19 protein-coding genes are annotated in these 22,902 nt (G+C 72.9%); 5 read left to right on the top strand and 14 right to left on the bottom strand.

Going from position 1 to position 22,902, the window contains the following annotated elements; translation table 11 throughout:
* Positions 1 to 3 precede the first annotated feature (3 nt).
* From ACFYM0_RS28980 to panB, 3 genes are all read right to left on the bottom strand, one after another.
* The gene (locus tag ACFYM0_RS28980; RefSeq protein ID WP_388506454.1) at positions 4 to 855 is read right to left on the bottom strand and encodes an ABC transporter permease; all 852 of its coding nucleotides are present in this window, start codon (positions 853 to 855) and stop codon (positions 4 to 6) included.
* Positions 852 to 1,883 carry an ATP-binding cassette domain-containing protein gene (locus ACFYM0_RS28975; protein ID WP_388506452.1) on the bottom strand — a complete coding sequence of 344 codons (1,032 nt, stop codon included), beginning with the start codon at positions 1,881 to 1,883 and terminating at the stop codon, positions 852 to 854. The genes ACFYM0_RS28980 and ACFYM0_RS28975 overlap by 4 nt, the downstream gene beginning before the upstream one ends.
* A 131-nt stretch (positions 1,884 to 2,014) precedes the next feature.
* A complete protein-coding gene (gene panB, locus ACFYM0_RS28970) occupies positions 2,015 to 2,875 on the bottom strand; it encodes a 3-methyl-2-oxobutanoate hydroxymethyltransferase (RefSeq protein ID WP_388506450.1) in 861 nt (286 codons plus the stop codon).
* 286 nt (positions 2,876 to 3,161) lie between these two features.
* Between panB and ACFYM0_RS28965 the strand changes: the two genes are divergently transcribed.
* A complete protein-coding gene (locus tag ACFYM0_RS28965; protein WP_388506448.1) occupies positions 3,162 to 4,190 on the top strand; it encodes an endonuclease/exonuclease/phosphatase family protein in 1,029 nt (342 codons plus the stop codon).
* Between the two features lie 68 nt (positions 4,191 to 4,258).
* On the opposite strand, the gene ACFYM0_RS28960 is transcribed toward ACFYM0_RS28965, so the two are convergent.
* From ACFYM0_RS28960 to ACFYM0_RS28945, 4 genes are all read right to left on the bottom strand, one after another.
* Positions 4,259 to 6,013 (bottom strand): NAD+ synthase, encoded by a 1,755-nt coding sequence (locus ACFYM0_RS28960; RefSeq protein ID WP_388506446.1) that lies wholly within the window; start codon positions 6,011 to 6,013, stop codon positions 4,259 to 4,261.
* A 95-nt stretch (positions 6,014 to 6,108) separates the two neighbouring features.
* Complete coding sequence (locus ACFYM0_RS28955) at positions 6,109 to 7,515, bottom strand: DUF4352 domain-containing protein (protein WP_388506444.1); 1,407 nt, start codon at positions 7,513 to 7,515, stop codon at positions 6,109 to 6,111.
* A gap of 185 nt (positions 7,516 to 7,700) precedes the next feature.
* Positions 7,701 to 9,371, bottom strand: a complete 1,671-nt coding sequence (locus tag ACFYM0_RS28950; RefSeq protein ID WP_388506443.1) for a multicopper oxidase family protein — start codon at positions 9,369 to 9,371, stop codon at positions 7,701 to 7,703.
* 90 nt (positions 9,372 to 9,461) lie between these two features.
* The gene (locus ACFYM0_RS28945; RefSeq protein ID WP_388506441.1) at positions 9,462 to 10,019 is read right to left on the bottom strand and encodes a hypothetical protein; all 558 of its coding nucleotides are present in this window, start codon (positions 10,017 to 10,019) and stop codon (positions 9,462 to 9,464) included.
* A gap of 192 nt (positions 10,020 to 10,211) precedes the next feature.
* On the opposite strand from ACFYM0_RS28945, the gene ACFYM0_RS28940 reads away from it, so the two are divergent.
* Together ACFYM0_RS28940 and ACFYM0_RS28935 are read left to right on the top strand one after the other, a co-directional pair.
* Positions 10,212 to 10,928 (top strand): DUF998 domain-containing protein, encoded by a 717-nt coding sequence (locus ACFYM0_RS28940; RefSeq protein WP_388506439.1) that lies wholly within the window; start codon positions 10,212 to 10,214, stop codon positions 10,926 to 10,928.
* An 86-nt stretch (positions 10,929 to 11,014) separates the two neighbouring features.
* A complete protein-coding gene (locus ACFYM0_RS28935; protein WP_388506437.1) occupies positions 11,015 to 11,872 on the top strand; it encodes an alpha/beta fold hydrolase in 858 nt (285 codons plus the stop codon).
* Here the strand turns inward: ACFYM0_RS28935 and ACFYM0_RS28930 are convergent.
* The 4 genes from ACFYM0_RS28930 to ACFYM0_RS28915 all read right to left on the bottom strand — a co-directional run bounded on the left by ACFYM0_RS28930 (position 11,869) and on the right by ACFYM0_RS28915 (position 14,333).
* Positions 11,869 to 12,288, bottom strand: a complete 420-nt coding sequence (locus tag ACFYM0_RS28930) for a CBS domain-containing protein (protein WP_388506435.1) — start codon at positions 12,286 to 12,288, stop codon at positions 11,869 to 11,871. The genes ACFYM0_RS28935 and ACFYM0_RS28930 overlap by 4 nt on opposite strands.
* Positions 12,289 to 12,572: 284 nt before the next feature.
* The gene (locus ACFYM0_RS28925) at positions 12,573 to 13,250 is read right to left on the bottom strand and encodes a DUF305 domain-containing protein (RefSeq protein ID WP_388506550.1); all 678 of its coding nucleotides are present in this window, start codon (positions 13,248 to 13,250) and stop codon (positions 12,573 to 12,575) included.
* 23 nt (positions 13,251 to 13,273) lie between these two features.
* Complete coding sequence (locus ACFYM0_RS28920; protein WP_388506433.1) at positions 13,274 to 13,927, bottom strand: DUF3105 domain-containing protein; 654 nt, start codon at positions 13,925 to 13,927, stop codon at positions 13,274 to 13,276.
* A 73-nt stretch (positions 13,928 to 14,000) separates the two neighbouring features.
* Positions 14,001 to 14,333: a hypothetical protein gene (locus tag ACFYM0_RS28915; protein ID WP_388506432.1), complete on the bottom strand. Its 333-nt coding sequence runs from the start codon at positions 14,331 to 14,333 to the stop codon at positions 14,001 to 14,003.
* Between the two features lie 241 nt (positions 14,334 to 14,574).
* Here ACFYM0_RS28915 and glnA point away from each other — a divergent pair, with 241 nt between their 5' ends.
* Positions 14,575 to 15,936, top strand: a complete 1,362-nt coding sequence (gene glnA / locus ACFYM0_RS28910; RefSeq protein ID WP_214952336.1) for a type I glutamate--ammonia ligase — start codon at positions 14,575 to 14,577, stop codon at positions 15,934 to 15,936.
* 73 nt (positions 15,937 to 16,009) lie between these two features.
* Here glnA and ACFYM0_RS28905 read toward each other — a convergent pair whose 3' ends face one another.
* The 3 genes from ACFYM0_RS28905 to ACFYM0_RS28895 all read right to left on the bottom strand — a co-directional run bounded on the left by ACFYM0_RS28905 (position 16,010) and on the right by ACFYM0_RS28895 (position 19,341).
* Complete coding sequence (locus tag ACFYM0_RS28905) at positions 16,010 to 16,252, bottom strand: TM2 domain-containing protein (RefSeq protein ID WP_388506429.1); 243 nt, start codon at positions 16,250 to 16,252, stop codon at positions 16,010 to 16,012.
* 125 nt (positions 16,253 to 16,377) lie between these two features.
* Positions 16,378 to 16,833: a DUF2752 domain-containing protein gene (locus ACFYM0_RS28900; protein WP_388506427.1), complete on the bottom strand. Its 456-nt coding sequence runs from the start codon at positions 16,831 to 16,833 to the stop codon at positions 16,378 to 16,380.
* 414 nt (positions 16,834 to 17,247) lie between these two features.
* Positions 17,248 to 19,341: a PIG-L family deacetylase gene (locus ACFYM0_RS28895; RefSeq protein WP_388506426.1), complete on the bottom strand. Its 2,094-nt coding sequence runs from the start codon at positions 19,339 to 19,341 to the stop codon at positions 17,248 to 17,250.
* Between the two features lie 566 nt (positions 19,342 to 19,907).
* On the opposite strand from ACFYM0_RS28895, the gene ACFYM0_RS28890 reads away from it, so the two are divergent.
* Entirely contained in the window at positions 19,908 to 22,895 is a 2,988-nt protein-coding gene (locus ACFYM0_RS28890; protein ID WP_388506424.1) for a bifunctional [glutamine synthetase] adenylyltransferase/[glutamine synthetase]-adenylyl-L-tyrosine phosphorylase, read from the top strand.
* Positions 22,896 to 22,902 lie beyond the last annotated feature (7 nt).

The following is a 22,902-nucleotide window of genomic DNA, read 5'->3' as shown; positions in this document are numbered from 1 at the left end:
CGATCAGGTCTTCTGGCGGAACTTCCGCACGGCGAGCGGCATGGTCACCAGCGTGATGCCGACCGACCAGGCCAGCGTGATCCACACGGAGTTGCCGAGCGGGGTCCCGTTGATCAGAGCGCGGGCCGCGTCGGCCAGGTTGGACAGCGGGTTGACGTCGGTGAAGCTCTGCAGCCAGCCGGGCATCGTCGTCGGCGGGGCGAAGATCGAGCTGCCGAACTGCAGCGGCATCAGGACCAGCATCGCCATGCCCTGGACCGCCTGGGGGGTCTTCATGGTGAGACCCAGCAGGATGAAGATCCACATCAGCGAGGAACCGAAGACCGCCGACAGCCCGATGGACAGGAACAGGTCCAGTACCGAGCCCTTGATGGACAGGCCGAGCAGGAAGCCCATGCCGAGCAGGATGGCGATGGCCACCATCATCCGGCCGAGCTCGACCACGATCTTGGCGATGAGCACCGAGGAGCGGGCGATGGGCATGGACCGGAAGCGGTCCATCACGCCCTTCTTGAAGTCGTCGTTGACCCCGGTGCCCACACCCATGGCGATGTTCATGCCCATCATCGCCATCAGGCCCGGGACCACGTAGTTGACGTACTCGCCCTGGTTGCCCTTGCCGGAGATCGCGCCGCCGAAGACGAAGACGAACAGCAGCGTGAAGATGATCGGCATGAACAGGACGTCGAACATCGACTCGGGGTCCTGCTTGATCTGCAGGACGTTGCGCCGGGCCAGGGCGCCGATGTGACGCAGGTTGCCCCGCAGACCGATCCGGCCCTCGTCCGTGAGGACGGGCCCGCCGGCCGGGGCGGCCGCGGTGGGGCTGGGCTTCGTCGTGGTTACGGTGCTCATGCCGCGACCTCCTCGGTCTGCTGGTTGGGGATGGAGTCCGAGACGGTGGGCTTCTGCCCGGTGATGGACAGGAACACCTCGTCCAGGCTGGGCAGGTAGGTGCTGATGTCGGAGATGCCGTACCCGCGGGCCGCCAGCAGGCCCACGACGGCGGTCAGCTGCTCGTCGGCCAGGATCGGCACCAGCAGGGTGCCCTCGTCCGGGACGGCCTGGGAACCGGCCACCCCGTCCAGACCGGCTTCCGCCAGGGAGCGGGCCATGCCCGGCAGGTCGGCCGGGTCGGTGGGGCGGATCCGCAGGGTCCGGCCGCCGACGCGGGCCTTCAGCTCGTCGACCTTGCCGTTGGCGATGACCTTGCCCTTGTCGATGACCGTCAGCTCGCTGGCGAGCTGCTCGGCCTCCTCCATGTACTGGGTGGTGAGCAGGACGGTGGCCCCCTCGGCGACCATCCGCTGCACCTCGTCCCAGACCTCGTTGCGGGTACGGGGGTCCAGGCCGGTGGTCGGCTCGTCCAGGTACAGCACGGCCGGGCTGCCGATCATCGAGGCGGCCAGGTCGAGCCGGCGCCGCATGCCGCCGGAGTAGGTCATCACGGCCTTCTTGGCGGCGTCCGTGAGGGAGAACCGCTCCAGCAGCTCGTCGGCGCGGCTCCGGGAGTCCTTGCGGGACAGGTCCAGCAGCCGGCCGATCATGTAGAGGTTCTCCCAGCCGGAGAGCTTCTCGTCGACCGAGGCGTACTGGCCGGTCAGGCCTATGGTCCGGCGCAGCTGCCGCGGCTGGCGGACCACGTCGAAGCCCGCGACCCGGGCGGTGCCGGCGTCGGGGGTGATCAGGGTGGAGAGGATGCGGACCAGGGTGGTCTTGCCCGCGCCGTTGGGGCCGAGGACCCCGAGGACGGTTCCCTCGCGGACATCGAGGTCCACACCGTCGAGGGCTTTGGTCTCGCCGTAGTGCTTGACCAGCCCCCGGACCTCTACGGCGTGCGAGCCGTTCAGGGGATTCTTGTCGTTTCGCGTCATGTCCACCATGGGACCAGACGGCACTGACAAACCGCCGACAGGCCGCCGACAGGCCGCCGACGGGCGGTCGACGGCCCGCCCACGGAGCACCGACGGAACACCGGTGGGATCCGCAGGCGGGCCGTCGGCCGGCGATCCGTCTAGTGGAAGGCGTGCTCCGGCTGCGGGAACGTTCCGCCGACCACGTCCTCGGCGAAGGCCTTGGCCGCGTCGCCCATGGTCGCGCGGAGGTTCGCGTACTGCTTGACGAACTTCGGCATCTTGCCGCCGGTCAGCCCCATCATGTCCGTCCACACCAGCACCTGCGCGTCGCACTCCGAGCCCGCGCCGATCCCGACCGTCGGAATGTGCAGGGACCGGGTGACCTCCGCGGCCAGCTCGGCCGGGACCAGCTCCAGGACCACGCCGAAGGCGCCCGCGTCCTGCGCCGCCTTCGCGTCGCGCAGCAGCTGGTGCGCGGCCTCGTCGCCGCGGCCCTGTACCCGGTAGCCCATCGCGTTCACGGACTGCGGGGTCAGGCCCAGGTGGGACATGACCGGGATGCCGGACTGCACGATCAGCTCGGTCTGGCGCAGCGAGCGCTCGCCGCCCTCCAGCTTCACCGCTCCGACCCCGGCCTCCTTGACGAGCCGGGTGGCGCTGCGCAGCGCCTGTACGGGGCCCTCCTGGTAGGAACCGAAGGGCAGGTCGCCGATGATCAGGGCCCGGCTGGTGCCGCGTACGACGGCCGCCGACAGCATGGTCATCTCGTCCATCGTCACCGGGACGGTGGTCTCGTAGCCGAGGTGACAGTTGCCCATCGAGTCGCCGACGAGCATGACCGGGATGCCGGCCTCGTCGAACACGGACGCCGTCATGGCGTCGTAGGCGGTGAGCATGGGCCACTTCTCGCCGCGTTCCTTGGCGAGGGTGAGGTCGCGGACGGTGATGCGCCGGGTGCCCGAGCCTCCGTACAGGGTGGGGGAGGAGGCTTCGCGGGCAGGCGAAACGGCATGCGTCATTGCAACTGCTCCTTGGTCTTCATCTCGAGGCGCCCTTACGGCGTCCCCGGACTCACCACCATGGTGGCACTCTCCGGGCCGCGGCGGGAAGTGGCACGAGGTCCGGTTCGTCACGCCGCCCGGGGCCGCGGGGCAATGTGCGCGTTTGGTGACAAGCGGAACCCCGGCCGCTGGACTGTTCGTCCTCCCGGACGTACGGCCGAGACAATCGGCGCGGAACGCTCCGCACATCGCCTAGGGTCAAGAGGCGGGGACGGAGCGCGAGCACGGCAGTGAGGGCAGTGGCATGGCACAGGCGTACATGACGGAGACGGGGAGCGACGGCTCGGATCCCGAGCCCTCCCGAACGGGTCTCCGGCGCCGGCTGGCCGCACTGCGGCGGGATCCGGGCATCTGGCGGCGCGGGATCGTGCTCGCCGCGCTGGCCGTGCTGATCGCGCTCGTCATGATCTTCCACGCCGAGCTGCCCAACGACATCGGCAACCTCGGCAGCCTCACCGAGACCTTCCTGCCCTGGCTGGGCCTGGCCGTCCCGCTGCTGTTCGCCGCCGCCCTCTTCCGCAAGTCCGCGACCGCGCTGATCGCGATACTGCTGACCGCCGCGGTCTGGGTGAACCTCTTCGGCGGCCTGGTCACCGACAAGGCGCACGCCGGCGGCAACCTCACGGTCGCCACCCACAACGTCGACGCCGACAACGCGGACCCCGCCGGCACCGCCGACTCGGTCGCCAAGGCCGGTGCCGACGTGCTGGCCCTGACCGAGCTCAAGGGCAGCGTCGTCCCCGTCTACGAGAAGGCCCTCGCAGGTACGTACAAGTACCACTCCGTCGAAGGCACCGTCGGGCTCTGGAGCAAGTACCCGCTGGTCTCCAGCAAGCCCGTCGACATCAAGATGGGCTGGACCCGGGCCATGCGCGCCACCGTCAAGACCCCCCACGGAGAGGTGGCCGCCTTCGTGGCCCACCTCCCCTCGGTCCGCGTCAAGCTCAACGCCGGCTTCACCGCCAACCAGCGCGACAACAGCGCCGACGCCCTCGGCGCCGCGCTCGCCGCCGAACCGCTGCACCGGGTCATCCTGCTCGGCGACCTCAACGGAACCGTCAACGACCGGGCCCTGTCCGAGGTCACCTCGCAGCTGCGTTCCACCCAGGGCGCGTCCGGCGACGGCTTCGGATTCAGCTGGCCCGCGCCGTTCCCGATGGCCCGCATCGACCAGATCCTGGTCCGCGGGGTCACCCCCGAGGCCTCCTGGACCCTGCCCCGCACGGGCAGCGACCACCTGCCGATCGCCGCCCGCGTCACCGTGAAGCCGTAGCGGGCCGGGGCCCGCTCCGCCTGCTCGGCCCGGAGCGCCCGCTACGCGCCTGCTCGCGTCAGAGCCGGCTACGCCTGCTCGCGCCAGCCGTTCGTGATGGGCAGCCGGCGGTCCTTGCCGAAGCCCTTCGCGGAGATCTTGGTGCCCGGCGGGTACTGCCGGCGCTTGTACTCGGCGGTGTCCACCATCCGCAGGGTCTTCGCGACCAGCTCGGGGTCGTAGCCCGCCGCGACGATCGCCTCCAGGCCTTGGTCGCGGTCCACGTACAGCGCCAGGATTCCGTCCAGCACGGGGTAGTCCGGCAGCGAGTCCGTGTCCACCTGCCCCGGGCGCAGCTCGGCGCTCGGCGGCTTGACGATGGAGTTCTCCGGGATCGGCGGGGTCTCGCCGCGCTCGGCCGCCGCACGGTTGCGGTACTCGGCGAGGCGGAAGACGTCCGTCTTGTAGACGTCCTTGATCGGGCCGTAGGCGCCCACCGAGTCCCCGTACAGGGTGGAGTAGCCGACGGCCAGCTCCGACTTGTTGCCCGGAGCCAGCACGATGTGGCCCTCCTGGTTGGAGAGCGCCATCAGCAGGGTGCCGCGCAGCCGGGACTGGAGGTTCTCCTCGGCGAGCCCGGTCAGGCCCAGCGCACCCATGTACGCGTCGAACATCGGCTCGATCGACACGGTCCGGAAGTTCAGGCCGGTCCGTGTCGCCAGGTCGGCCGCGTCGCCCCGGGAGTGCTCCGAGGAGTACTTGGAGGGCATCGAGACGCCGTACACGTTCTGCGCGCCGATCGCGTCGCAGGCCACGGCGGCGACGAGCGCGGAGTCGATGCCGCCGGAGAGGCCGATCAGGACCGACCGGAAGCCGTTCTTCCGTACGTATGCGCGCAGGCCCACGACCAGCGCGTCGTAGATCTCCTCGTCGTCGTCGAGCCGGTCGGCGTAGCCGCCCGTCACGACCGGTTCGTACGGTTCCACGGGCTCCTCGGTGAGGATCACGCGGTCGATGCGCAGACCGTCGTCGACGGTGCCCTCGACGGGGGTGGCCGAGGCGGCCGGCAGGTCCAGGTCGACCAGGACGCAGCCCTCGGAGAACTGCGGGGCGCGGGCGATGACCTCGCCCGCGGAGTCGACGACGATCGAGTCCCCGTCGAAGACGAGCTCGTCCTGACCGCCGATCATCGCCAGGTAGGCGAGGGTGCAGCCGGCCTCCTGGGCGCGCTTGCGCACCAGCTCCAGGCGGAGGTCGTCCTTGTTGCGCTCGTACGGGGAGGCGTTGATCGAGATCAGCAGCCCGGCCCCGGCGGAGCGGGTGGCGGGGACGCGCCCGCCCTCCTGCCAGAGGTCCTCGCAGATGGCCAGGGCCACGTCCACGCCGCGCACCCGGATCACCGGCTGGGTGTCGCCCGGCACGAAGTACCGGAACTCGTCGAAGACTCCGTAGTTGGGGAGGTGGTGCTTGCCGAAGCGCAGGACGACCTGCCCGCCGTACAGCACGGCGGCCGCGTTCTCCGGGGAGCCCGCCGGGCGGCCGAGCCGGGGCGCGGCCTTCTCCGTACGGTCGAGGTAGCCGACGACGACCGGGAGCTCCCCGAAGCCCTCGTCCGCCAGGCGCCGCGCGAGGTCCTGCAGCGCCCGGCGGGACGCTTCGACGAAGGAGCCGCGCAGGGCGAGGTCCTCGACGGGGTACCCGGTCAGCACCATTTCCGGAAACGCCACCAGGTGGGCGCCCTGTTCGGCGGAGTGCCGGGTCCAGTGGACGACCGAGTCGGCATTGGCGGCGATGTTGCCGACCTGCGAGTCGATCTGATTCAGAGCGAGGCGTAGTTGAGGCACGCGGCCCAGTCTAATCGTCTTTCTGACGCGATGTCCTGGGAGTTGCCGCAGTCGCCGTGTCCGGAGGGGCGGTGGCGGCCGCCGGAGCCGCCGGCTCAGCCGATCGGGCCGCTCCAGATCGCGTCGTCGTACTCGGTGCCGGGCGAGATCTCGAAGTGCAGGCTCTTGGTGCCTTCGGGTACGACGAAGGCGAAGGTGCCGGTCATCGACTCGCCGGGCATGACCGAGCCCTTGAACATCTTCGGCACGGTGCCGTCGAAGGCCATCTCGGCCTCGGTGCCCTGGTCGTCGCGGGCGTGCGGCAGGGCCAGGCTGACGTCGAGCGCGGACCCCGAGTTGTTGACGATCTTCACCGTCACCTTGACCGCGTTGCCGTTGCGGGCCTCGGGCGGGTAGGCCGTCGAGGACGGCTTGTACGAGACCGCGCGCTGCACGGTGACCTGGACGCCGTCCTCGTAGGCGTAGGGCGCGCCCCAGGCCAGGGCCGAGGTCTTGCCCGGGATGTCGGAGGGCGAGGGCTTGGGAGCCGGACTCGCCGGGGCGCCGGGGGTGGCGGAGCCGTCGTAGTCGTCGTCGTAGCCGTCGTCGTAGTCGTATTCGTAGCCGCCGAGCGGGCGGTCGTCGACCTCCCTGTCGATCCTCTCGATGACCTTCACGGTGATGAACCAGCCACCCACGGAAGCGCCGAGGCCGAGGAGGCTGAGGACGGTGCCGATCGCGGCCAGCGTGGCGCGGGGGGCGCCGCGGCGGGCCTTCAGGACGGCCGCGATGCCGATGCCGGTGCCGGTGAGGGCGAGGAGGGCGCCCGCCCAGAAGAAGAAGGGGACGAGGCCGACGAAGATGCCGAACAGGCCGAGGAGCAGGGCGGCGAGGGCCAGGCCGTTCGAGGCGGCCGGGGGCGGCGGGAAGCCGGGCCCCTGGGGTCCGCCGGGGTATCCGCCGGCGTAGCCGCCGTGGGGCGCGGCCCAGGGGTTGCCGGGTGCGGGGGCGCCCGGGGCGCCGGGGGCGCCGTACGGGGCTCCCCAGGCGGGCGCCGCAGGAACGGCGGCGGCCACCGGGGCGGGCGTGACCGGAGCGAAGGACCCGGCGGCGGCGGGGGCCGGGGCGGTGGGCTGCGGCCCGGGGGCGGCCTCCGGGACCGCGGCGGGGGCATCTGCTCCGACGCCGGCCGGGGTTGCGTCCGAGGGCTGCGGCGGGGCCGCGTCGGTGGGCTCGGTGCCCGCGGGCTGCGCAGGGGAGGGGTCGGCGGGCTCGGTATGGGTGGCTGCCGGTGCCGGTGCCGGTGCCGGTGCCGGTGTCGCGTCCGTGGGCTGCGCGGGGATCGCTGCGGGTGTGTCTGCTGCGACGCCTGCCGGTGTCGCGTCCGCGGGCTGTGCCGGGGCCTTGTCGAGGGACAGGGGCTGCGCGGGCGCCGGTATGGGGGCCGCCTCGGGTATGGAGGTGCCCGCGGGCTCCGTCGGCGGGCCGGACGGGGTGCTGGGCGGATTCGGCGGGGTGCTCATACCGGCGGGAAGTCCTTCAAGTCGCAATCGGCGCGTGACGATCACAGCCTGTCATGGAATTCGGCCTCCCCGCCGGGCATTTCGGGCCCCCCGGGACCCGCGCGACCGCCCGGGACCGCGCCGCGGCCGGGCCGGCGGCGCGCGGAGGAAGGCGCGTCGCCGGCCCCGTCGGGGGCGGGATCCGGTCAGCGGAGGTAGCCGAGCACGGTCATCATCCCGGCCTCCGCGTGGAAGACGTTGTGGCAATGCACCATCCACAGACCGGGATTGTCGGCGTCGAAGTCCACCGTCAGCCTCCCGCTCGGAAGTACCACCGCCGTGTCCTTGCGGGCCCCGCCCGGCCCGCCGCCGAGGGCGAAGGTGTGCCCGTGCAGGTGGAGCGGGTGCCACATCGTCGTGGAGTTCTCGAACTCCAGCCGGACCCGTTCCCCGGCCTTCACCGGGTGCCGCTGGTCCGGGGCGTACGGCTTGCCGTCGAAGGCCCAGTCGTACTTCGCCATCCCGCCGGTCAGCTTGATCCGCACCGTGCGGTCGGGTTCGCGCGCGGCCAGCGCCACCGGCTCCGCCGCCTTCAGGGTGTCCGCCGTCAGCGGCCGCCCGGTCAGTTCGGCGGGCCGGGTCGAGGCGGTGGGCGCCGCCCCCGCCCCGGTGCGGAGCACCGCGAGCGCCGACGCGGAGTCCCCCTTGCCCTCGGCGAGCGCGGTCAGCGGGAACACCCCGTCGCCCGCCGTCACCAGGACGTCGTAGCGCTCGCCCATGCCCAGCAGCAGCGAGCGGGCGGTGGCGTGCCGGACGGGGAAGCCGTCCGTGTGGGTGACCGTGAAGGCGTGGCCGCCCAGGGCGATCCGGAAGGCGGTGTCCCCGCCCGCGTTGATGATCCGGATCCGGATCCGGTCCCCGGGGCGGGCGGTGAAGACCGAAGGGTCCTCGGGGGTGCGGCCGTTGACCAGGTAGTACGGGTACGCGACATCGCCCGGGTCCTTGCCGAGGACCTCGCTGGCTCCGCCCATGAGGACCCGGGACGGGCCGCCGCTCGCGGCGGGCGCGGGAGTGCCCATGGAGCCGGAGCCGGAGCCGGAGCCGTGGCCCGCATGGCCGCCGCCGCTCGAGCTCATGTCCATGCCCTTGCGGAGTTCGGCGAGTACGGCGTCGGGGGTGGAGCCGTCCACCCCGTCGAGCCAGTCGTCGAGTACGACCACCCACTCCTTGTCGTAGGAGAGGGGCTCCTTCGGGTCCTCGACGATCAGCGGTGCGTACAGCCCGCGGTCCTGCTGGACCCCGGAGTGCGGGTGGAACCAGTACGTCCCGGGGTGCGGGACGGCGAACTCGTACGTGAACGAGCCGCCCGGGGCGATGTCCCGCTGGGTCAGCCCCGGTACCCCGTCCATGTCGTTGCGCAGCGCCAGGCCGTGCCAGTGCAGGGAGGTGGCCTCGGGGAGGTTGTTGGCCAGGGTCAGGGCGAGGGTGCCGCCCGCGGTGGCCCGTACCTCCTTGCCCGGGAGCTCGTCCCCGTACGCCCACGAGCGGACGGATCGGCCGGCGCCGATGTCGAGCGGGGTGGCGGTGGCCGTCAGCCGCACCTCGGTGAGCGGGCCGGTGGCCTTGCGGGCGGCCTCGGCGGCCCGCACCTCGGCGCCGGCCGGGTCCACGTAGCCGCCGGGGGCGGGGGAGGCGGCCCCCTTGCCCGTGGAGCCCGCGCCGTGGTCCATGCCGGCCATGCCGGAGCCCGAGCAGGCGGCTAGCAGCCCGGAGCCGGCGAGGGCGGCGCCGGCGCCGAGGAGGGCGCGGCGGGAGGGCGAGGAGGGCGAAGAGGAGGGGGAAGAGGAGGGCGAAGCGGGGGGAACGGAAGAGCGCATGGTGGAACACCTCGTGATGGTGTGAGGCAGGCAGGTGGGCACCGTCTGCCGCCGCCCCGCAGGCATGCGGGGGCGACGACGGAGCCCGGCCTATACGCGCAGCACCGTCAGCAGGGTGAGGAGTTCGCGGGGTGGTGGCGGGTCCGGGCCGCCGGACCGGCCCGGCGCGCGTGCCGCGCCCCCGAGCGGCGCGGCACGGCGCGGGCCGGCCAGTCCGGCTCCGAGGATCAACAGGGTGAGGGCGCCGAGCACGGCGAGACACACGGACATGGGGTCCATGCCGGTGTGCTGCGGGCGCGGGGCCTCGACGACGACGGCCGCGGTCGTGGTGACCGGTGTCGTGGTGACCGGTGTCGTGGTGACCGGTGTCGTGGTGGCGGCAGCGGCCGCCAGGTCCGACGGGGTCGCCGGGTCCGACCGGGGTGCCGCCTCCGGCGCGTCGACCGGTCGGCCGCCGTGTGCCGCCCCGGACGGCGTATGGCCGCCCCGGGGAACGAAACGGACCGACGGCACGTCCTCCATGGCGTGGGCCGGAGTCGGATGGCCCAGCGTGTGCATGCCCGCGATGCCCAGCAGCAGCGCGGCGAACAGCAGCAGCCGGTGCCACCGGACTGCTGGTCGCTGCGTGCGCGAAGCCGGGCGGGTCATGGCGGGAACCCTACCCGGGGTGGGTATCCGATCGGAGGACCGGGCCCGGCCACGTTTAGGATTAGTCGCATTATGTCCACAAAAGACCCGCCGTTCTCGTCGCTCCCACCGCACTCGCCGCCGGGTCCCCGGAACCCGGGTGACCCCCTCGAACACGTGAAGCCCGTCGAGTCCCGGAGATCCTGGAAGTCCGTGAACAGCCCCTCCGCCGCGACGGGTCCCGCCGCCACGGCCACGGCCCGCTCCGTGGCCCTCCTCGTCGGGCTCGGCGCCGCCGCCTACACCGCGTGGGTCCTCGAGGTCGTCCTGTCCACGGGCCTCAACCCCGTCGAGACGTACGTCAGCGAGCTCGCGGCCCAGGACCAGCCCCTCGGCGGCCTGTTCCGGGCGACCGACTTCACCGCCGGCCTCCTCGTCTTCCTCGGCGGCCTCCTGGCCCTGGTCCGCCTCGTCAGACGCGTCGAACCCAGCCGCCCCTGGTCCGTCGCCGGCTGGTCCGGGATCACCCTCTTCGGCGCCTCCACCGCCGCGGACGCCTGGCTGCCGCTGAGCTGCACGCCGACCGTGGACCCCGAATGCGCGGCGCGGGAGACCGCCGGGCTGGTCCCCGCCACCCATCAGGCGCACGCCGTGAGCAGCAGTCTGGCCATGACGGGAGCGCTCGTCGGGATCGTGGCCCTCACGCTCGCCGCCCGCCGCTACGGCCGCCTCGCCCCGCTCGCGCGGTTCGGGCCCGTATTGGTCCTCCTGGAACTGCTCGCCACCGTCTGGACGCTGGTCTCCATCGCCCTGTTCACCGCCGGGCACGGCACCTGGGCGCTCGGCGCCGGGCAGCGGCTCCAGGTCCTGTTCGTGGCGGTCTGGCTGGGCCTGCTCGCGTACTCCGTCCACCGGGAACGCCGTACGTGAGCGGCCCCGGGGCCGGGGCTGCCCCCGGGAGGTTCGTACGCCCCTCCGCAGGCTCCGCGGGCCCCGCCGGCCGTGTCGCTGACGGGGTGCCGCTGCACGTCCTCGTGGAGGGCTCCGGCCCTCCCGTCGTCCTCAGCGCCGGGCTCGCCATGGCCTGGTTCGACTGGGACCCCGTGGCGGAGCTGCTCGTCGCCGCGGGCCGTACCGTCGTCCGCTTCGACCGTCCCGGTCACGGGCTGAGCGCCCCCGCCGTACGCCCACCGTCCGCAGCCGGGGAAGCACACCGGATCGCCGGGCTGCTGGACGCGCTGGGCCTGGGCGCCGAGCGCGTCACCGTGGCCGGGCACTCCATCGCCGGGTTCCACGCCGAAGCCTTCGCCCGGCTGTACCCCGGACGCACCGCCGCCCTGGTGCTGGTCGACGGCAGCGTGGAGGAGCGGCCCCGTACGGCCCTGCCCGCCGGGCTGCGCACCGGCGCCGCCCGGCTGCTCGGCCGGGCCGTGACCGCCGCAGGGCTGCCGGCCGCGCTGGGCCCCCGGGCCCGGCGGATCGCCGTACGGGCATCCCGCGCGGGCGGCGGGGACCCGGCCGACCCGGACCTCGTACGCCGCTGCTACCGGACCGGCCGGGTCTGGTGCGGAGCCCTGCTGGAGAACTCCCGCTACCCCGACACGGCCGCCGAGGTGCTGGCGCTGCGCGCGGAGCTGCCGCTGACCGTGCCCGCCACCGTCCTGGCCGGCCACGACCCCGGCGCGCGCCGCCCGGACCCGGGCTGGCTGGGCCGCCAGGCGGCGCTGGCCGATGCGCTGGGCGCCCGGTTCGAGGTGGCGGAGCCGGCCGGACACCTGGTCATGCTGGACCGCCCGCACCATGTGGCGCGGGCGGTCCTGTACGCGGCGCGACCGGAGGCGCCGTCGGCTCCGTCGACCCCGGGAGCGGTCTAGCTCCGGGCGTAGACCTTCTCCGCCCAGCCGGCTATCTGCTCGTCCGACAGGTGCTTGGCCAGGTCGGCCTCGCTGATCATCCCGACCAGCCGCTTGTTGTCGATGACGGGAAGCCGGCGGATCTGGTGGCTCTGCATCTCCTCCAGCACCTCGGAGACGTCCGCGCCCGCGTCGATCCAGCGCGGGGTGCCCTGGGCCATGTCGCCGGCCGTGATCTTCGACGGGTCGTGCCCCTTGGCCACACAGCCGATGACGATGTCGCGGTCGGTCAGGATGCCGCAGAGGCGTTCGTTGGAGTCGCTGATGGGCAGCGCGCCCACATTGAGCCGGCTCATCAGCTGAGCGGCCCGGTCCAGGGTTTCGGTGGCGGGGATCCACTGGGCCCCGGGGTGCATGATCTCTCCGGCGGTGGTCATCGCGTAAACCTCCTGAGCACGCCGTAGCGGCCGGGCGCGGGTGCGCCCGCCTCGGCGTCCTCATCCTCATTCGCCCGTTCGGACCACGCGACCCGGCAGGGGCGGGAGGGGGCCGTACGGGTGACCCCGGGGCGGGCGCGGCAGGGCGGGGGCCCTGCGGGGCGGAGTCCCGGACCCTTCCCCCGGACTCCGTCCGGGGGCCCCGGTTCGCCCGTTCCCCGGGCTCCGCCCCGGATCGCCCGGGGCGGAGACCCAAGGCGGCGGAGCCGCACCCCGGCAGCGGGTCACCCCGTGGCCGGCGGCTCCGCTCCGCGCTGCTTCAGCATGTCCGCCATCAGCTGGAGCTCCGACTGCTGGGCTTCGACCATGCCCTGGGCCAACGCCCGCTCGGCCGGGTTCCCGCACGCGTCCGCACACCCCTGGGCCATCGCGACGCCGCCCTTGTGGTGGTCGGTCATCAGCCGCAGGTAGAGCACCTCGGCGTCCCGGCCCCCGGCGGAGCCGAGTTGTGCCAGCTCCTCCTTGGTGGCCATGCCGGGCATCAGGGCGCCGGGCTTGGTGACGGCCCCGCCCATGGCGTGGCCCGTCATGCCGTGCCCGGAGCCGTCGGTCTCCATCCAGGACATCGGCGGCTCGTCGGCCACCACCTTCGGCAGGCCCCACATGTCCAGCCAGCCCAGCAGCATGCCGCGCTGGTTGGCCTGGGTGTTGGCGATGTCGTAGGCGAGGGTGCGCACCGGCTCGTCCTTCGTGCGGTCGCGCACGATGAAGGACATCTCCACCGCCTGCTGGTGGTGCACCGCCATGTCCCGGGCGAAGCCCGCATCGGCGGAGTAGAGCCCCGGCGTACGGGAGGACGCGGGTGCGGAATCGGTTCCCCCCGCGGTGGCGACCGTGGCCCCCACCGCGAAGAGCAGCGCCAGGCCCACGGCCGAGCCCGCGGCCCAGTACGTACGGGCCACGGAGCCGCGGCCGGACGTCCGGGTCACTTGTCGGCCAGCCCGTTCGTGCAGGCCGCGCCCGGCTCGGGGGTCTGCGCGCCCTGCACGTACTTGGTGAGGAACGCCGCCACCCGGGCGTCGTCCGCCTTGTCCACGGTCAGCTGCTTGCCCCACGCGCTGAGCATGATCGCGCCGGACTGCTCCTTGACGGGGCTCATCAGCGTGTACGGGCGCTTGGACACCGTGGCGGCGAGCTTCTCCACGTCGGCCGGGGCGGCCTTCTCGTTGTACGTCACCCAGACGGCGCCGTGCTCCAGCGAGTGGACGGCGTTGATCTCGGGGATCGGGTTCTTGTAGACGTCGCCGTCGCAGTTCATCCAGCGGGGGTTGTGGTCCCCGCCGACCGGCGGGTTCATCTCGTACTTCACCGGGGTCTCGACGTGCTTGCGGCCGAGCTTCTTGGCGTCCCAGGTCTGCTCGCCGGCGACGGGCGCCTTGGCGAGGGCCTCCCTGGCTTCCTTGTCGTTCTGCTGGTCGATCATCACCCACGCGCCGAAGCCGATGAGCGCGGTGACGATGGCGGCCGACGCGGTGATCGCGATGGCCTTGTTGCGCCGGTCGCGCGAACGGTCGGCGCGGCGCATCTCGGCTATCCGCGCCTGGCGGGAGTTGTTGGTTTCGGACTTCCTGCTGGCCATGGCCCTGAATCCTTTTTGCTGAGGGGGGTGGGGTGGAGAACGCGCTGCCTGAGCGCCGCCGAACCGGGACCGGTCAGGTCCGCAGCACTTGGAGGGCGTACAGGTCGGGGCCGCGCGCGAGCGCCGAGGGGGGCCGGATCCACGCCGCGGGCGCGGGACCCGCGGCGGGTACGGGCGTCCCGCCGGCCGCCAGGGCCGCGGGCGGCGCCTGGGGCAGCAGTCCGGGGAGAACGTGCGAGAGCGGGGAGCAGCCGGGCCCGTCGTGCGGCGCCACGCAGACGACGCGCTGCGCACCGGACCCGTGGGCGGTGTGCCCGGCCCGCGACACCGTCCCCGCGGCGGCCGGGTGCTCGGCTCCGGCCGGCCAGCACAGGAACGCCGCGCCGGCCAGCACCCCGAAGGCCATCAGGAGGACGGCATGCCGGAGCCGCGGACGTCTCCGACGTCCCTGCTCGTCCTGCGCATGGCCCCCCATGGGCGCCGATGGTAATGCTCATGACCGGCCCAAGGTCAGTGCGGGGGTGCCACCGGCTTTCCGGGGTGCGTAATCTGGCGGAAACCACCGCTGGCGATACTGGGCCGGCCCGACTGTGCCCCTGCCCTCGCGGCAGTGGTGCACAGGCCGCCTGAACTGCGAGGATGAAGCCATGGACAAGCAGCAGGAATTCGTCCTCCGGACGCTCGAGGAGCGCGACATCCGCTTCGTGCGCCTGTGGTTCACCGACGTACTGGGCTTCCTGAAGTCCGTAGCGGTCGCGCCGGCGGAGCTGGAGCAGGCCTTTGACGAGGGCATCGGATTCGACGGCTCGGCGATCGAGGGGTTCGCGCGGGTCTACGAATCCGACATGATCGCCAAGCCGGACCCGAGCACCTTCCAGATACTGCCGTGGCGCGCGGAGGCCCCCGGAACGGCGCGGATGTTCTGCGACATCCTGATGCCCGACGGTTCGCCCTCCTACGCGGACCCGCGGTACGTCCTCAAGCGCATCCTGAACAAGACCTCCGACCTGGGCTTCACCTTCTACACCCACCCGGAGATCGAGTTCTTCCTGCTGAAGGACAAGCCGCTCGACGGCACCCGGCCCACCCCGGCCGACAACTCGGGCTATTTCGACCACACCCCGCAGAACGTCGGCATGGACTTCCGCCGCCAGGCGATCACGATGCTCGAATCCATGGGCATCTCGGTCGAGTTCAGCCACCACGAGGGCGCCCCCGGCCAGCAGGAGATCGACCTGCGCTACGCCGACGCCCTCTCGACGGCCGACAACATCATGACCTTCCGCCTGGTCATGAAGCAGGTCGCCCTGGAACAGGGCGTCCAGGCCACCTTCATGCCGAAGCCGTTCTCGGAGTACCCCGGTTCGGGCATGCACACCCACCTCTCCCTCTTCGAGGGCGACCGCAACGCCTTCTACGAGTCGGGCGCCGAGTACCAGCTCTCCAAGGTCGGCCGCTCCTTCATCGCGGGCCTGCTCAAGCACGCGGCGGAAACGGCCGCCGTGACCAACCAGTGGGTCAACTCCTACAAGCGCATCTGGGGCGGCTCCTCGCGCACCGCCGGCTCCGGCGGCGAGGCCCCCTCGTACATCTGCTGGGGCCACAACAACCGCTCGGCCCTGATCCGCGTCCCGATGTACAAGCCGGGCAAGACGGGCTCCTCCCGCGTGGAGGTCCGCTCGATCGACTCGGGCGCCAACCCGTACCTCACGTACGCCGTCCTCCTGGCGGCGGGCCTCAAGGGCATCGAGGAGGGCTACGAACTCCCGGCCGGCGCCGACGACGACGTCTGGGCCCTCTCCGACGCGGAACGCCGCGCGATGGGCATCGAGCCCCTCCCGCAGAACCTCGGCGAGGCCATCTCCCTGATGGAGCGCAGCGAACTGGTCGCCGAAACCCTCGGCGAGCACGTCTTCGACTTCTTCCTGCGCAACAAGAAGCAGGAGTGGGAGGAGTACCGCAGCGAGGTCACGGCCTTCGAGCTCCGCAAGATGATGCCGGTGCTGTAGCCCCGGGGCGCATACGCCGACGGCCGGCCCCCTCGGTCATGAGGGGGCCGGCCGTACGACGGGGCGGTGTACGTCAGCCGCGCAGCACGCGGCCCTGCTTGTCGGTGCGGTCGTCCTTCACCAGGAACAGGATGCCGTCGATCAGGGCCCAGAAGCCGAGGCCGCCGCAGGTGACCAGCTGGGCGATGGCCATGCCGGTGTGGCCGGTGTAGAAACGGCCGATGCCGAAGCCGCCGAGGAAGATCTGCAGCAGACCGGCCGTCAGCTTGGACTTGTCGGAGTACTGCTGACCGTTCGGGGCGATGTTCTGAGACATGCAAAAGCTCCTGGTGAACTGCTATCGGTGGGGACGTGTGCTGCGACTGCGAGTCGTAGCGGAACTACTGACACGCGACGGCCGTCCACGGTTGTCCTGCTGCCCGCAACGTGATCAACCCGTGATCAACCGGCTGCGTTCCGGACGACCGTCCAGGTCAGGGCCACCCCGACGATGGCCGCTTGTCCCCGGATTCCGATCGCCGATCGGTACTTCCGCCCGCGCAGGCCCTCGGAGACCCAGCGGCCGTAGAGGAAGAGGGTGAGCGGCAGCCCCAGCAGGAACAGCACCGCGTTGTCGTGGAAGGCCGCGACGAAGTCGCCGTGCAGGATGTCGTAACACATCCGGCTGGCACCGCAGGCCGGGCAGAGCAGACCCGTCAGCCAGTTGAAGGGGCAGCGGGGAAGCCAGTGGCCGGGCTCGTGCGGATTGGTGCCCCAGAGGTACGCGGCTCCCGCGCCCAGCGAGGCGAGCGAGGCGAGCGCGGCCGCCGCCGGCCGGCGGAGCAGCGGCGTGTGCGGCTCGGGCCCGCCGCGGGCGCTCTGATCCCGTCCGCAGGTGTCCGGCAGGTCGGCCGACATGGGTGCTCCCTCCTCGGCGTGCCCGTACGTGGTCGCACGTGGTCGTGCGTGGTCGTGCGCGGGCAACCGGAGGGTCATCTTCGCACCGGGGGGCCGCCCGGCGTCGGGCCGGTGGTCACCGGCCGTTGGTTCCGAGGTTTGACGGGGCCGCTACTCGGGTGGCGGCTGCTCTCCCGTAGGCGCCCCGGGCGGGTCGTGGCCCGGGGGGTCGTCGACGGCCGGCAGTCTGCCCCGGCGCGGACCATGTCCACTTGGGCGCGCACCATGTCCGCCCCGCGCCTTCCCCCGGAATGCACCTCCGGCATGGCGGGATCCCGTCGGAACCTTGCCACGAGCGGTTCGATCCACGTCAGGCGGGCGGCCGTTGTCCTGAGCGCGGTCCGCTCCGCCTCGTGTGCGGACGCGGCCTCCGCCTCACGCGCGGGGTACCGCGCGATGCCAGGTGATGCGGGTGGGGGTGGCGAGGGAGGTGGCCACGTGGAGTTCGGCGTCCAGGCCCAGGACCGTCGCCGTCAAGGCGCCGCCCGATTCCTGGATGCCCGCCGGGGCGCCCGCGTAGAGCATCCCGGACTCCGTCCACGCGGGCGGGCCGCCGAGGCCCGTCGTGCTCACCGTGCCCGAGTCGGCGCGGCCGGTTATGAGGCGGCCCGCCACGCCCACCGCGCCGTAGCCCGCCCGGCCGCCGGCCTCCGTGACGCTGGACACCGACGGCTTCGCGGCGCCGGCCGCGGCCGTGACCACGGCGGTGCGCACGACCCCCGAATCGGGGCGCCGGAAGTAGAGCCGGACGCCCGCCGCTTCCGGGGCGGCGGTGAGGGGGACGGTGGTGGCCGGGAGCCCGGTCGGGAAGGGGCCGGCCAGCGGGGCGCCCGGGGAGGGCTGGATCCAGGCCACCACCGAATGGGTGGTGGCGGCGTAGACGTGGCGCCGCCCGGCGGAGTCGGTCACCACCACCGGGTCGGACTGGAGGTCGGCGCCCCCCAGGTGCTGCCAGCCGCCGAAGACCCCCGAGGGCTCCTGGGTACGGGCGAGCAGGGTGCGCTTGGAGTCGCGGAGGTACACCGTCAGCCGCCCGGCCGGGTCGGAGACGGCCGAGGGCACGCTGATCGAAGAGGTGCCGGGCCCGTCCCCGATCTCCGGGGTGCCGAGCGAGACCCAGGCCCCGAACGGACCGCCGGGCACGGACTGGGCGGCGTAGACCATCTCGCGCCGGTAGTCCGCGGGCCGGTCGCCGAAGACGGTACGGGTGGCGAGGACGGCGACGCGTCCGTCGGGGAGGCGGGCGGTGGTCGCGCCCGGGTCGATGCCGGTGCCCGGCAGCAGTACCGGGCCCTGCCAGGCGGCGCCGGGGCCGGTGCCGGCGCCGCGGCTCCAGACGGCCATCTGGCCGTCGAGGACGGCGAAGGCGTACAGCCGGCCGGTGGTGCCCTGCACCAGCCAGGAGGAGTGGTCGCCGCGCGCGTACCGCAGCGACTGGGCCCAGTTGCCGCCGCTCGGGTTCCCCGCCACCTTGCGGTCGCCGCAGCCGGAGGGCGAGCCGCAGTAGTTCTGCTTGTCGTGCCAGCCGTACGTCTTCAGGTAGCCGATCTTCGTCGCGGCCGTCTGCGGGTCCAGCGAGTGCGGCAGCGTGCCGTTGAGGTAGCCCAGGTAGCTCTGGACCGTGAAGCGCGGCCGCTGCCCGACCGGGACCCGCGCGGCGTACGAAGCGGCCCCGGCCTGCGCGAACCGCGCCCCGTACATGTGGTCCTGATGGTCGGTGAGCTTGCCGGAGCCGACGAACCGGCCCGGCGTCGGGTCCTGCATGCGTATCGTCGTCGGCTTGTACCGCTCGAGGATCCCCGATATGGCCGCTATCACCTGGTCCTTGGTGTAGGTGAACGGCTGCCTGACCGGAGTGCCGGCGGTGAGTTGCGGGACGAGCGCAGGTATCCGGCCGTTCCACAGGCCGCGCATGCTGTGCGGGCTGTCGAAGACGGCGGCGCGGGCCTCGCGCATCTGCAGCCAGACCAGGTTGATGTGCGGCTTCGCCAGCAGGACGTCGAGCTCGGCGTGGCCGCCGCCCGCGGTGGGTATGGACGTACGGCGCCACGGGCTGGTGCGGTCGCCGGTGGCCATCTGCGCGTAGGCGGAGCGTATGCCGTTCTGGCGGGCTTCCGCGTAGTGGCCGCGGTCGCTGGGCTGCTGCGGGTCCTTGACCCCGGGGCCCTTGGCCTGGTTGAGGCCGTCGGCCTCGCCGGAGGTGAGGTACAGGGTGGTGAGCGGCGTACCGGCCGCGAGGGAGCGGCTGACGTCCGGGTTCATGAAGAACAGGTCGTCGTCCGGGTGGGCGACGATCTGGACGACCGCACCGGCGGTGGCGCTCACCGGGAGGACGGCCTGGGAGCCGGTTCCCGGGACGGAGTCGGCCGCGGTCTGCTGGCCGGAGGCGACGGCGAGCGCACCGGTGACCCCGATGGTCAGCATCGGGACCACGGTCGCGAGGAGGAAGCGTCGGCGGGATACGGGCATCGGCTACGCCTTGAGGTCGTTCCGGCAGGAAGAACCGCGTGAAACTGTCGGTCGGTCAGTGAGAGCTCATTCCGGTCAAGTTGGTTCACCCGGAGCGCCGATGACTTCCGATTCGTGGAAATTGCCGCCTGGGCGCGGCGCGTGTGGGTGTTTCGTACGTGTCCGCGGTCACGGTGTGCTCGAGCTGTTCGGAGAACCCGCCGGCCGCCACGGCGGGACCGCCGCACGGGTCTGCGCACGGGTCTGCGTCCGGGCCTCGGTCCGGGTCTGCGTCCGGGACCGCCGCACGGGTCTGCGTCCGGGTCTGCGTCCGGGCCTCCGTCCGGGCCGCGCTCCGGGCCTCGGTCCCGCCCGCCCGGCGGGGCGCGGGCTCCCTCCTGCCGCACGGCTGCCGGGAATCCGGCAATCCGCCCCCTCGCGCATGCGGTGAGTCGAACGCCTGCTCCGGCTAGGCTCTCCCCGGGCGGAAGCGCGGACGCTGCCACCGGCGACACCCGCCGAAGGCGACACCCCCGCAACCGCCCGGCCAGGGCAGAGGCAGGCCGACGTACGCGGGAGGCGGCGGGATGACAGTCCCGGGACGCAGGAGCAGTACCTTCAGCCGGCTGCTGCGCAGCGGGTTCACCGACCCCTCGGCCGCCGCCCGGCTGCTCGACACCGACGCGCTGGCGGCCGTACGCGCCGATCCGGTGCTCCTCGACGCCCTCGGAGCCACCGCCGATCCCGACCTCGCCCTCCTCGGCCTGGTCAGGCTCGCCGAGGCGCAGACCCCCGCGGAGCTGCCCGGCCTCCTCGACACCCTCGTCAGCGCGAAACCCCTGCGCGACCGCCTCCTCGGCGTGCTCGGCGCCTCGGAGGCCCTCGGCGACCACCTCGCCCGCCACCCCCGGGACTGGCAGGCCCTCGTCACCTACGAGGCCGCCGATCTGCACCCCGGACTGCCCGAATTCGAGAACGGACTGGCCGGCGCCGACGACCCCGTCACCCTGCGCGTCGCCTACCGCCGCTGCCTGCTCTCCATCGCCGCCCGCGACGTGTGCGGGACCATAGACGTAGCCCAGACCGCAGCCGAACTCGCCGACCTGGCCACCGCCACCCTCCGCGCGGCCCTGCGCATCGCGACCGCCGCCGCCCCCGAGGACGCGGCCGCCTGCCGGCTCGCCGTCATCGCCATGGGCAAGTGCGGCGGCAACGAGCTGAACTACGTCTCCGACGTCGACGTCATCTTCGTCGGCGACGCGGCCCCCGGCGCGGACGAGGGCAAGGCCGTCCAGGCCGCCGCCCGGCTCGCCTCCCACCTCATGCGGATCTGCTCCGAGACCACCGTCGAAGGCACCATCTGGCCCGTCGACGCCAACCTCCGTCCCGAGGGCAGAAACGGTCCGCTCGTCCGCACCCTCGCCTCCCACCTCGCCTACTACCAGCGCTGGGCCAAGACCTGGGAGTTCCAGGCCCTCCTCAAGGCCCGAGCCGTCGCCGGCGACGAGGTGCTCGGTGCCGAGTACATCGCCGCCATAACTCCCCTCGTCTGGCAGGCAGCCGAGCGCGAGAACTTCGTCCCCGACGTCCAGAAGATGCGCCGCCGCGTCGTCGACAACATCCCCGCCGCCCAGGTCGAGCGCGAGCTGAAACTCGGCCCCGGGGGCCTGCGCGACGTCGAGTTCGCCGTCCAGCTCCTCCAGCTCGTGCACGGCCGCTCCGACGCCACCCTGCACTCCGGCACCACCCTCGACGCGCTGACGGCCCTCGCCGCCGGCGGCTACGTCGGGCGCACCGACGCCGCCCAACTGCACGACGCGTACCGCTTCCTGCGGGCCATGGAACACCGCATCCAGCTCTACCGGCTGCGCCGCACCCACCTCGTCCCCGAGGACGAGGCCGACCTGCGCCGCCTGGGCCGCTCGCTCGGCCTGCGCACCGAACCGGTCGCCGAACTCAACAAGGCCTGGCGCCGGCACGCCTCCGTGGTCCGCCGCCTGCACGAGAAGATCTTCTACCGGCCGCTCCTCGACGCCGTGGCCCAGCTCGCCCCCGGCGAGACCCGGCTCTCCCCGCGCGCCGCAGGCCAGCGCCTCGAAGCCCTCGGGTACGCGGATCCGGCCGCGGCCCTGCGCCACCTCGAAGCCCTGGCCTCCGGCGTCACCCGCGCCGCCGCCATCCAGCGCACCCTGCTGCCCGTGCTCCTCGGCTGGTTCGCCGACTCCGCCGACCCGGACGCGGGCCTGCTGGGCTTCCGCAAGGTCTCCGACGCCCTCGGACGCACCCCCTGGTACCTGCGCCTCCTGCGCGACGAGGGCGCCGCCGCGGAAAACCTCGCCCGGGTGCTCTCCGCCGGGCGCCTCGCCCCCGACCTCCTCATGCGCGCCCCCGAGGCGGTGGCCCTGCTGGGCGACCCCGAAGGCCTGGTTCCCCGTACCCACGAGGCACTGGAACAGGAGGTGCTCGCCGCCGTCGGCCGTGCCGAGAACCCGGAAGCCGGGGTGGCCGCGGCCCGCGGAGTCCGCCGCCGCGAGCTGTTCCGCACCACCGCCGCCGACATCATCGGCTCCTACGGCACGGAGGACAACCCGGCCGAGGAGGACCACGGAGCCCTGGTCGACCGGGTCGGCCGCGCCGTCTCCGAACTCACCGCCGCCACCGTCGCCGGAGCCCTGCGCGCCGCCGTCCAGGGCCACTGGGGAGACACCCTGCCCACCCGGTTCGCCGTCATCGGCGTCGGCCGCTTCGGCGGGCACGAGCTCGGCTACGGCTCCGACGCCGATGTCCTGTTCGTCCACGAGCCGCGCGAGGGCGTCGACGAACAGGAAGCCGCCAAGGCCGCCCAGCACGTCGTCTCCGAAATGCGCAGGCTCCTCCAACTCCCCACCGCGGACCCGCCGCTGCTCATCGACGCCGACCTGCGGCCCGAAGGCCGCTCCGGCCCCCTGGTCCGCACCCTGCCCTCCTACGCCGCCTACTACCGCCGCTGGTCCCTGACCTGGGAATCCCAGGCCCTGTTGCGGGCCGAACCGGTGGCCGGGGACCTCGAGCTCGGCCGGCGCTTCATCGACCTGATCGACCCGCTGCGCTACCCGATGGAAGGCCTCGGCGAGGACGCCGTCCGCGAGATCCGGCGTCTGAAGGCGCGGATGGAATCCGAACGCCTGCCCAGGGGCGCCGACCCGACCCTGCACACCAAACTCGGCCGCGGCGGCCTCAGCGACGTCGAGTGGACCGTCCAGCTGATCCAGATGCGGCACGCCTGGGCGGAACCGGGCCTGCGCACCACCCGGACCCGCGAAGCCCTGGCCGCGGCGCACGCGGCCGGCCTGATCCCGACCGAGGAGGCGCAGATCCTGGACGAGGCCTGGGTACTGGCCACCCGGGTCCGCAACGCCGTGATGCTGGTCCGCGGCCGCGCGGGCGACACCTTCCCCTCGGAAGCCCGCGAACTGGCGGCCGTCGGCCGCTACCTCGGCTACGCGGAGGGAACGGTCGGCGACATGCTGGAGGACTACCGCCGCATCACCCGCCGCGCGCGGGGCGTGGTCGACGAGCTGTTCTACGGGGCGTAGCCGCGCT

Source organism: Streptomyces sp. NPDC006487 (genome assembly GCF_042870555.1).
GTDB lineage: Bacteria > Actinomycetota > Actinomycetes > Streptomycetales > Streptomycetaceae > Streptomyces.
This window is presented reverse-complemented; position numbering and strand designations above follow the sequence as displayed.

Bases quoted from the DNA above. Each gene is read 5' to 3' on its own strand.
- ACFYM0_RS28980 (WP_388506454.1), bottom strand. From the start codon at position 855: ATGAGCACCGTAACCACGACGAAGCCCAGCCCCACCGCGGCCGCCCCG.
- ACFYM0_RS28975 (WP_388506452.1), bottom strand. From the start codon at position 1,883: ATGGTGGACATGACGCGAAACGACAAGAATCCCCTGAACGGCTCGCAC.
- panB (WP_388506450.1), bottom strand. From the start codon at position 2,875: ATGACGCATGCCGTTTCGCCTGCCCGCGAAGCCTCCTCCCCCACCCTG.
- ACFYM0_RS28965 (WP_388506448.1), top strand. From the start codon at position 3,162: ATGGCACAGGCGTACATGACGGAGACGGGGAGCGACGGCTCGGATCCC.
- ACFYM0_RS28955 (WP_388506444.1), bottom strand. From the start codon at position 7,515: ATGAGCACCCCGCCGAATCCGCCCAGCACCCCGTCCGGCCCGCCGACG.
- ACFYM0_RS28950 (WP_388506443.1), bottom strand. From the start codon at position 9,371: ATGCGCTCTTCCGTTCCCCCCGCTTCGCCCTCCTCTTCCCCCTCCTCT.
- ACFYM0_RS28945 (WP_388506441.1), bottom strand. From the start codon at position 10,019: ATGACCCGCCCGGCTTCGCGCACGCAGCGACCAGCAGTCCGGTGGCAC.
- ACFYM0_RS28930 (WP_388506435.1), bottom strand. From the start codon at position 12,288: ATGACCACCGCCGGAGAGATCATGCACCCCGGGGCCCAGTGGATCCCC.
- ACFYM0_RS28920 (WP_388506433.1), bottom strand. From the start codon at position 13,927: ATGGCCAGCAGGAAGTCCGAAACCAACAACTCCCGCCAGGCGCGGATA.
- ACFYM0_RS28915 (WP_388506432.1), bottom strand. From the start codon at position 14,333: ATGGCCTTCGGGGTGCTGGCCGGCGCGGCGTTCCTGTGCTGGCCGGCC.
- glnA (WP_214952336.1), top strand. From the start codon at position 14,575: ATGGACAAGCAGCAGGAATTCGTCCTCCGGACGCTCGAGGAGCGCGAC.
- ACFYM0_RS28905 (WP_388506429.1), bottom strand. From the start codon at position 16,252: ATGTCTCAGAACATCGCCCCGAACGGTCAGCAGTACTCCGACAAGTCC.
- ACFYM0_RS28900 (WP_388506427.1), bottom strand. From the start codon at position 16,833: ATGTCGGCCGACCTGCCGGACACCTGCGGACGGGATCAGAGCGCCCGC.
- ACFYM0_RS28895 (WP_388506426.1), bottom strand. From the start codon at position 19,341: ATGCCCGTATCCCGCCGACGCTTCCTCCTCGCGACCGTGGTCCCGATG.
- ACFYM0_RS28890 (WP_388506424.1), top strand. From the start codon at position 19,908: ATGACAGTCCCGGGACGCAGGAGCAGTACCTTCAGCCGGCTGCTGCGC.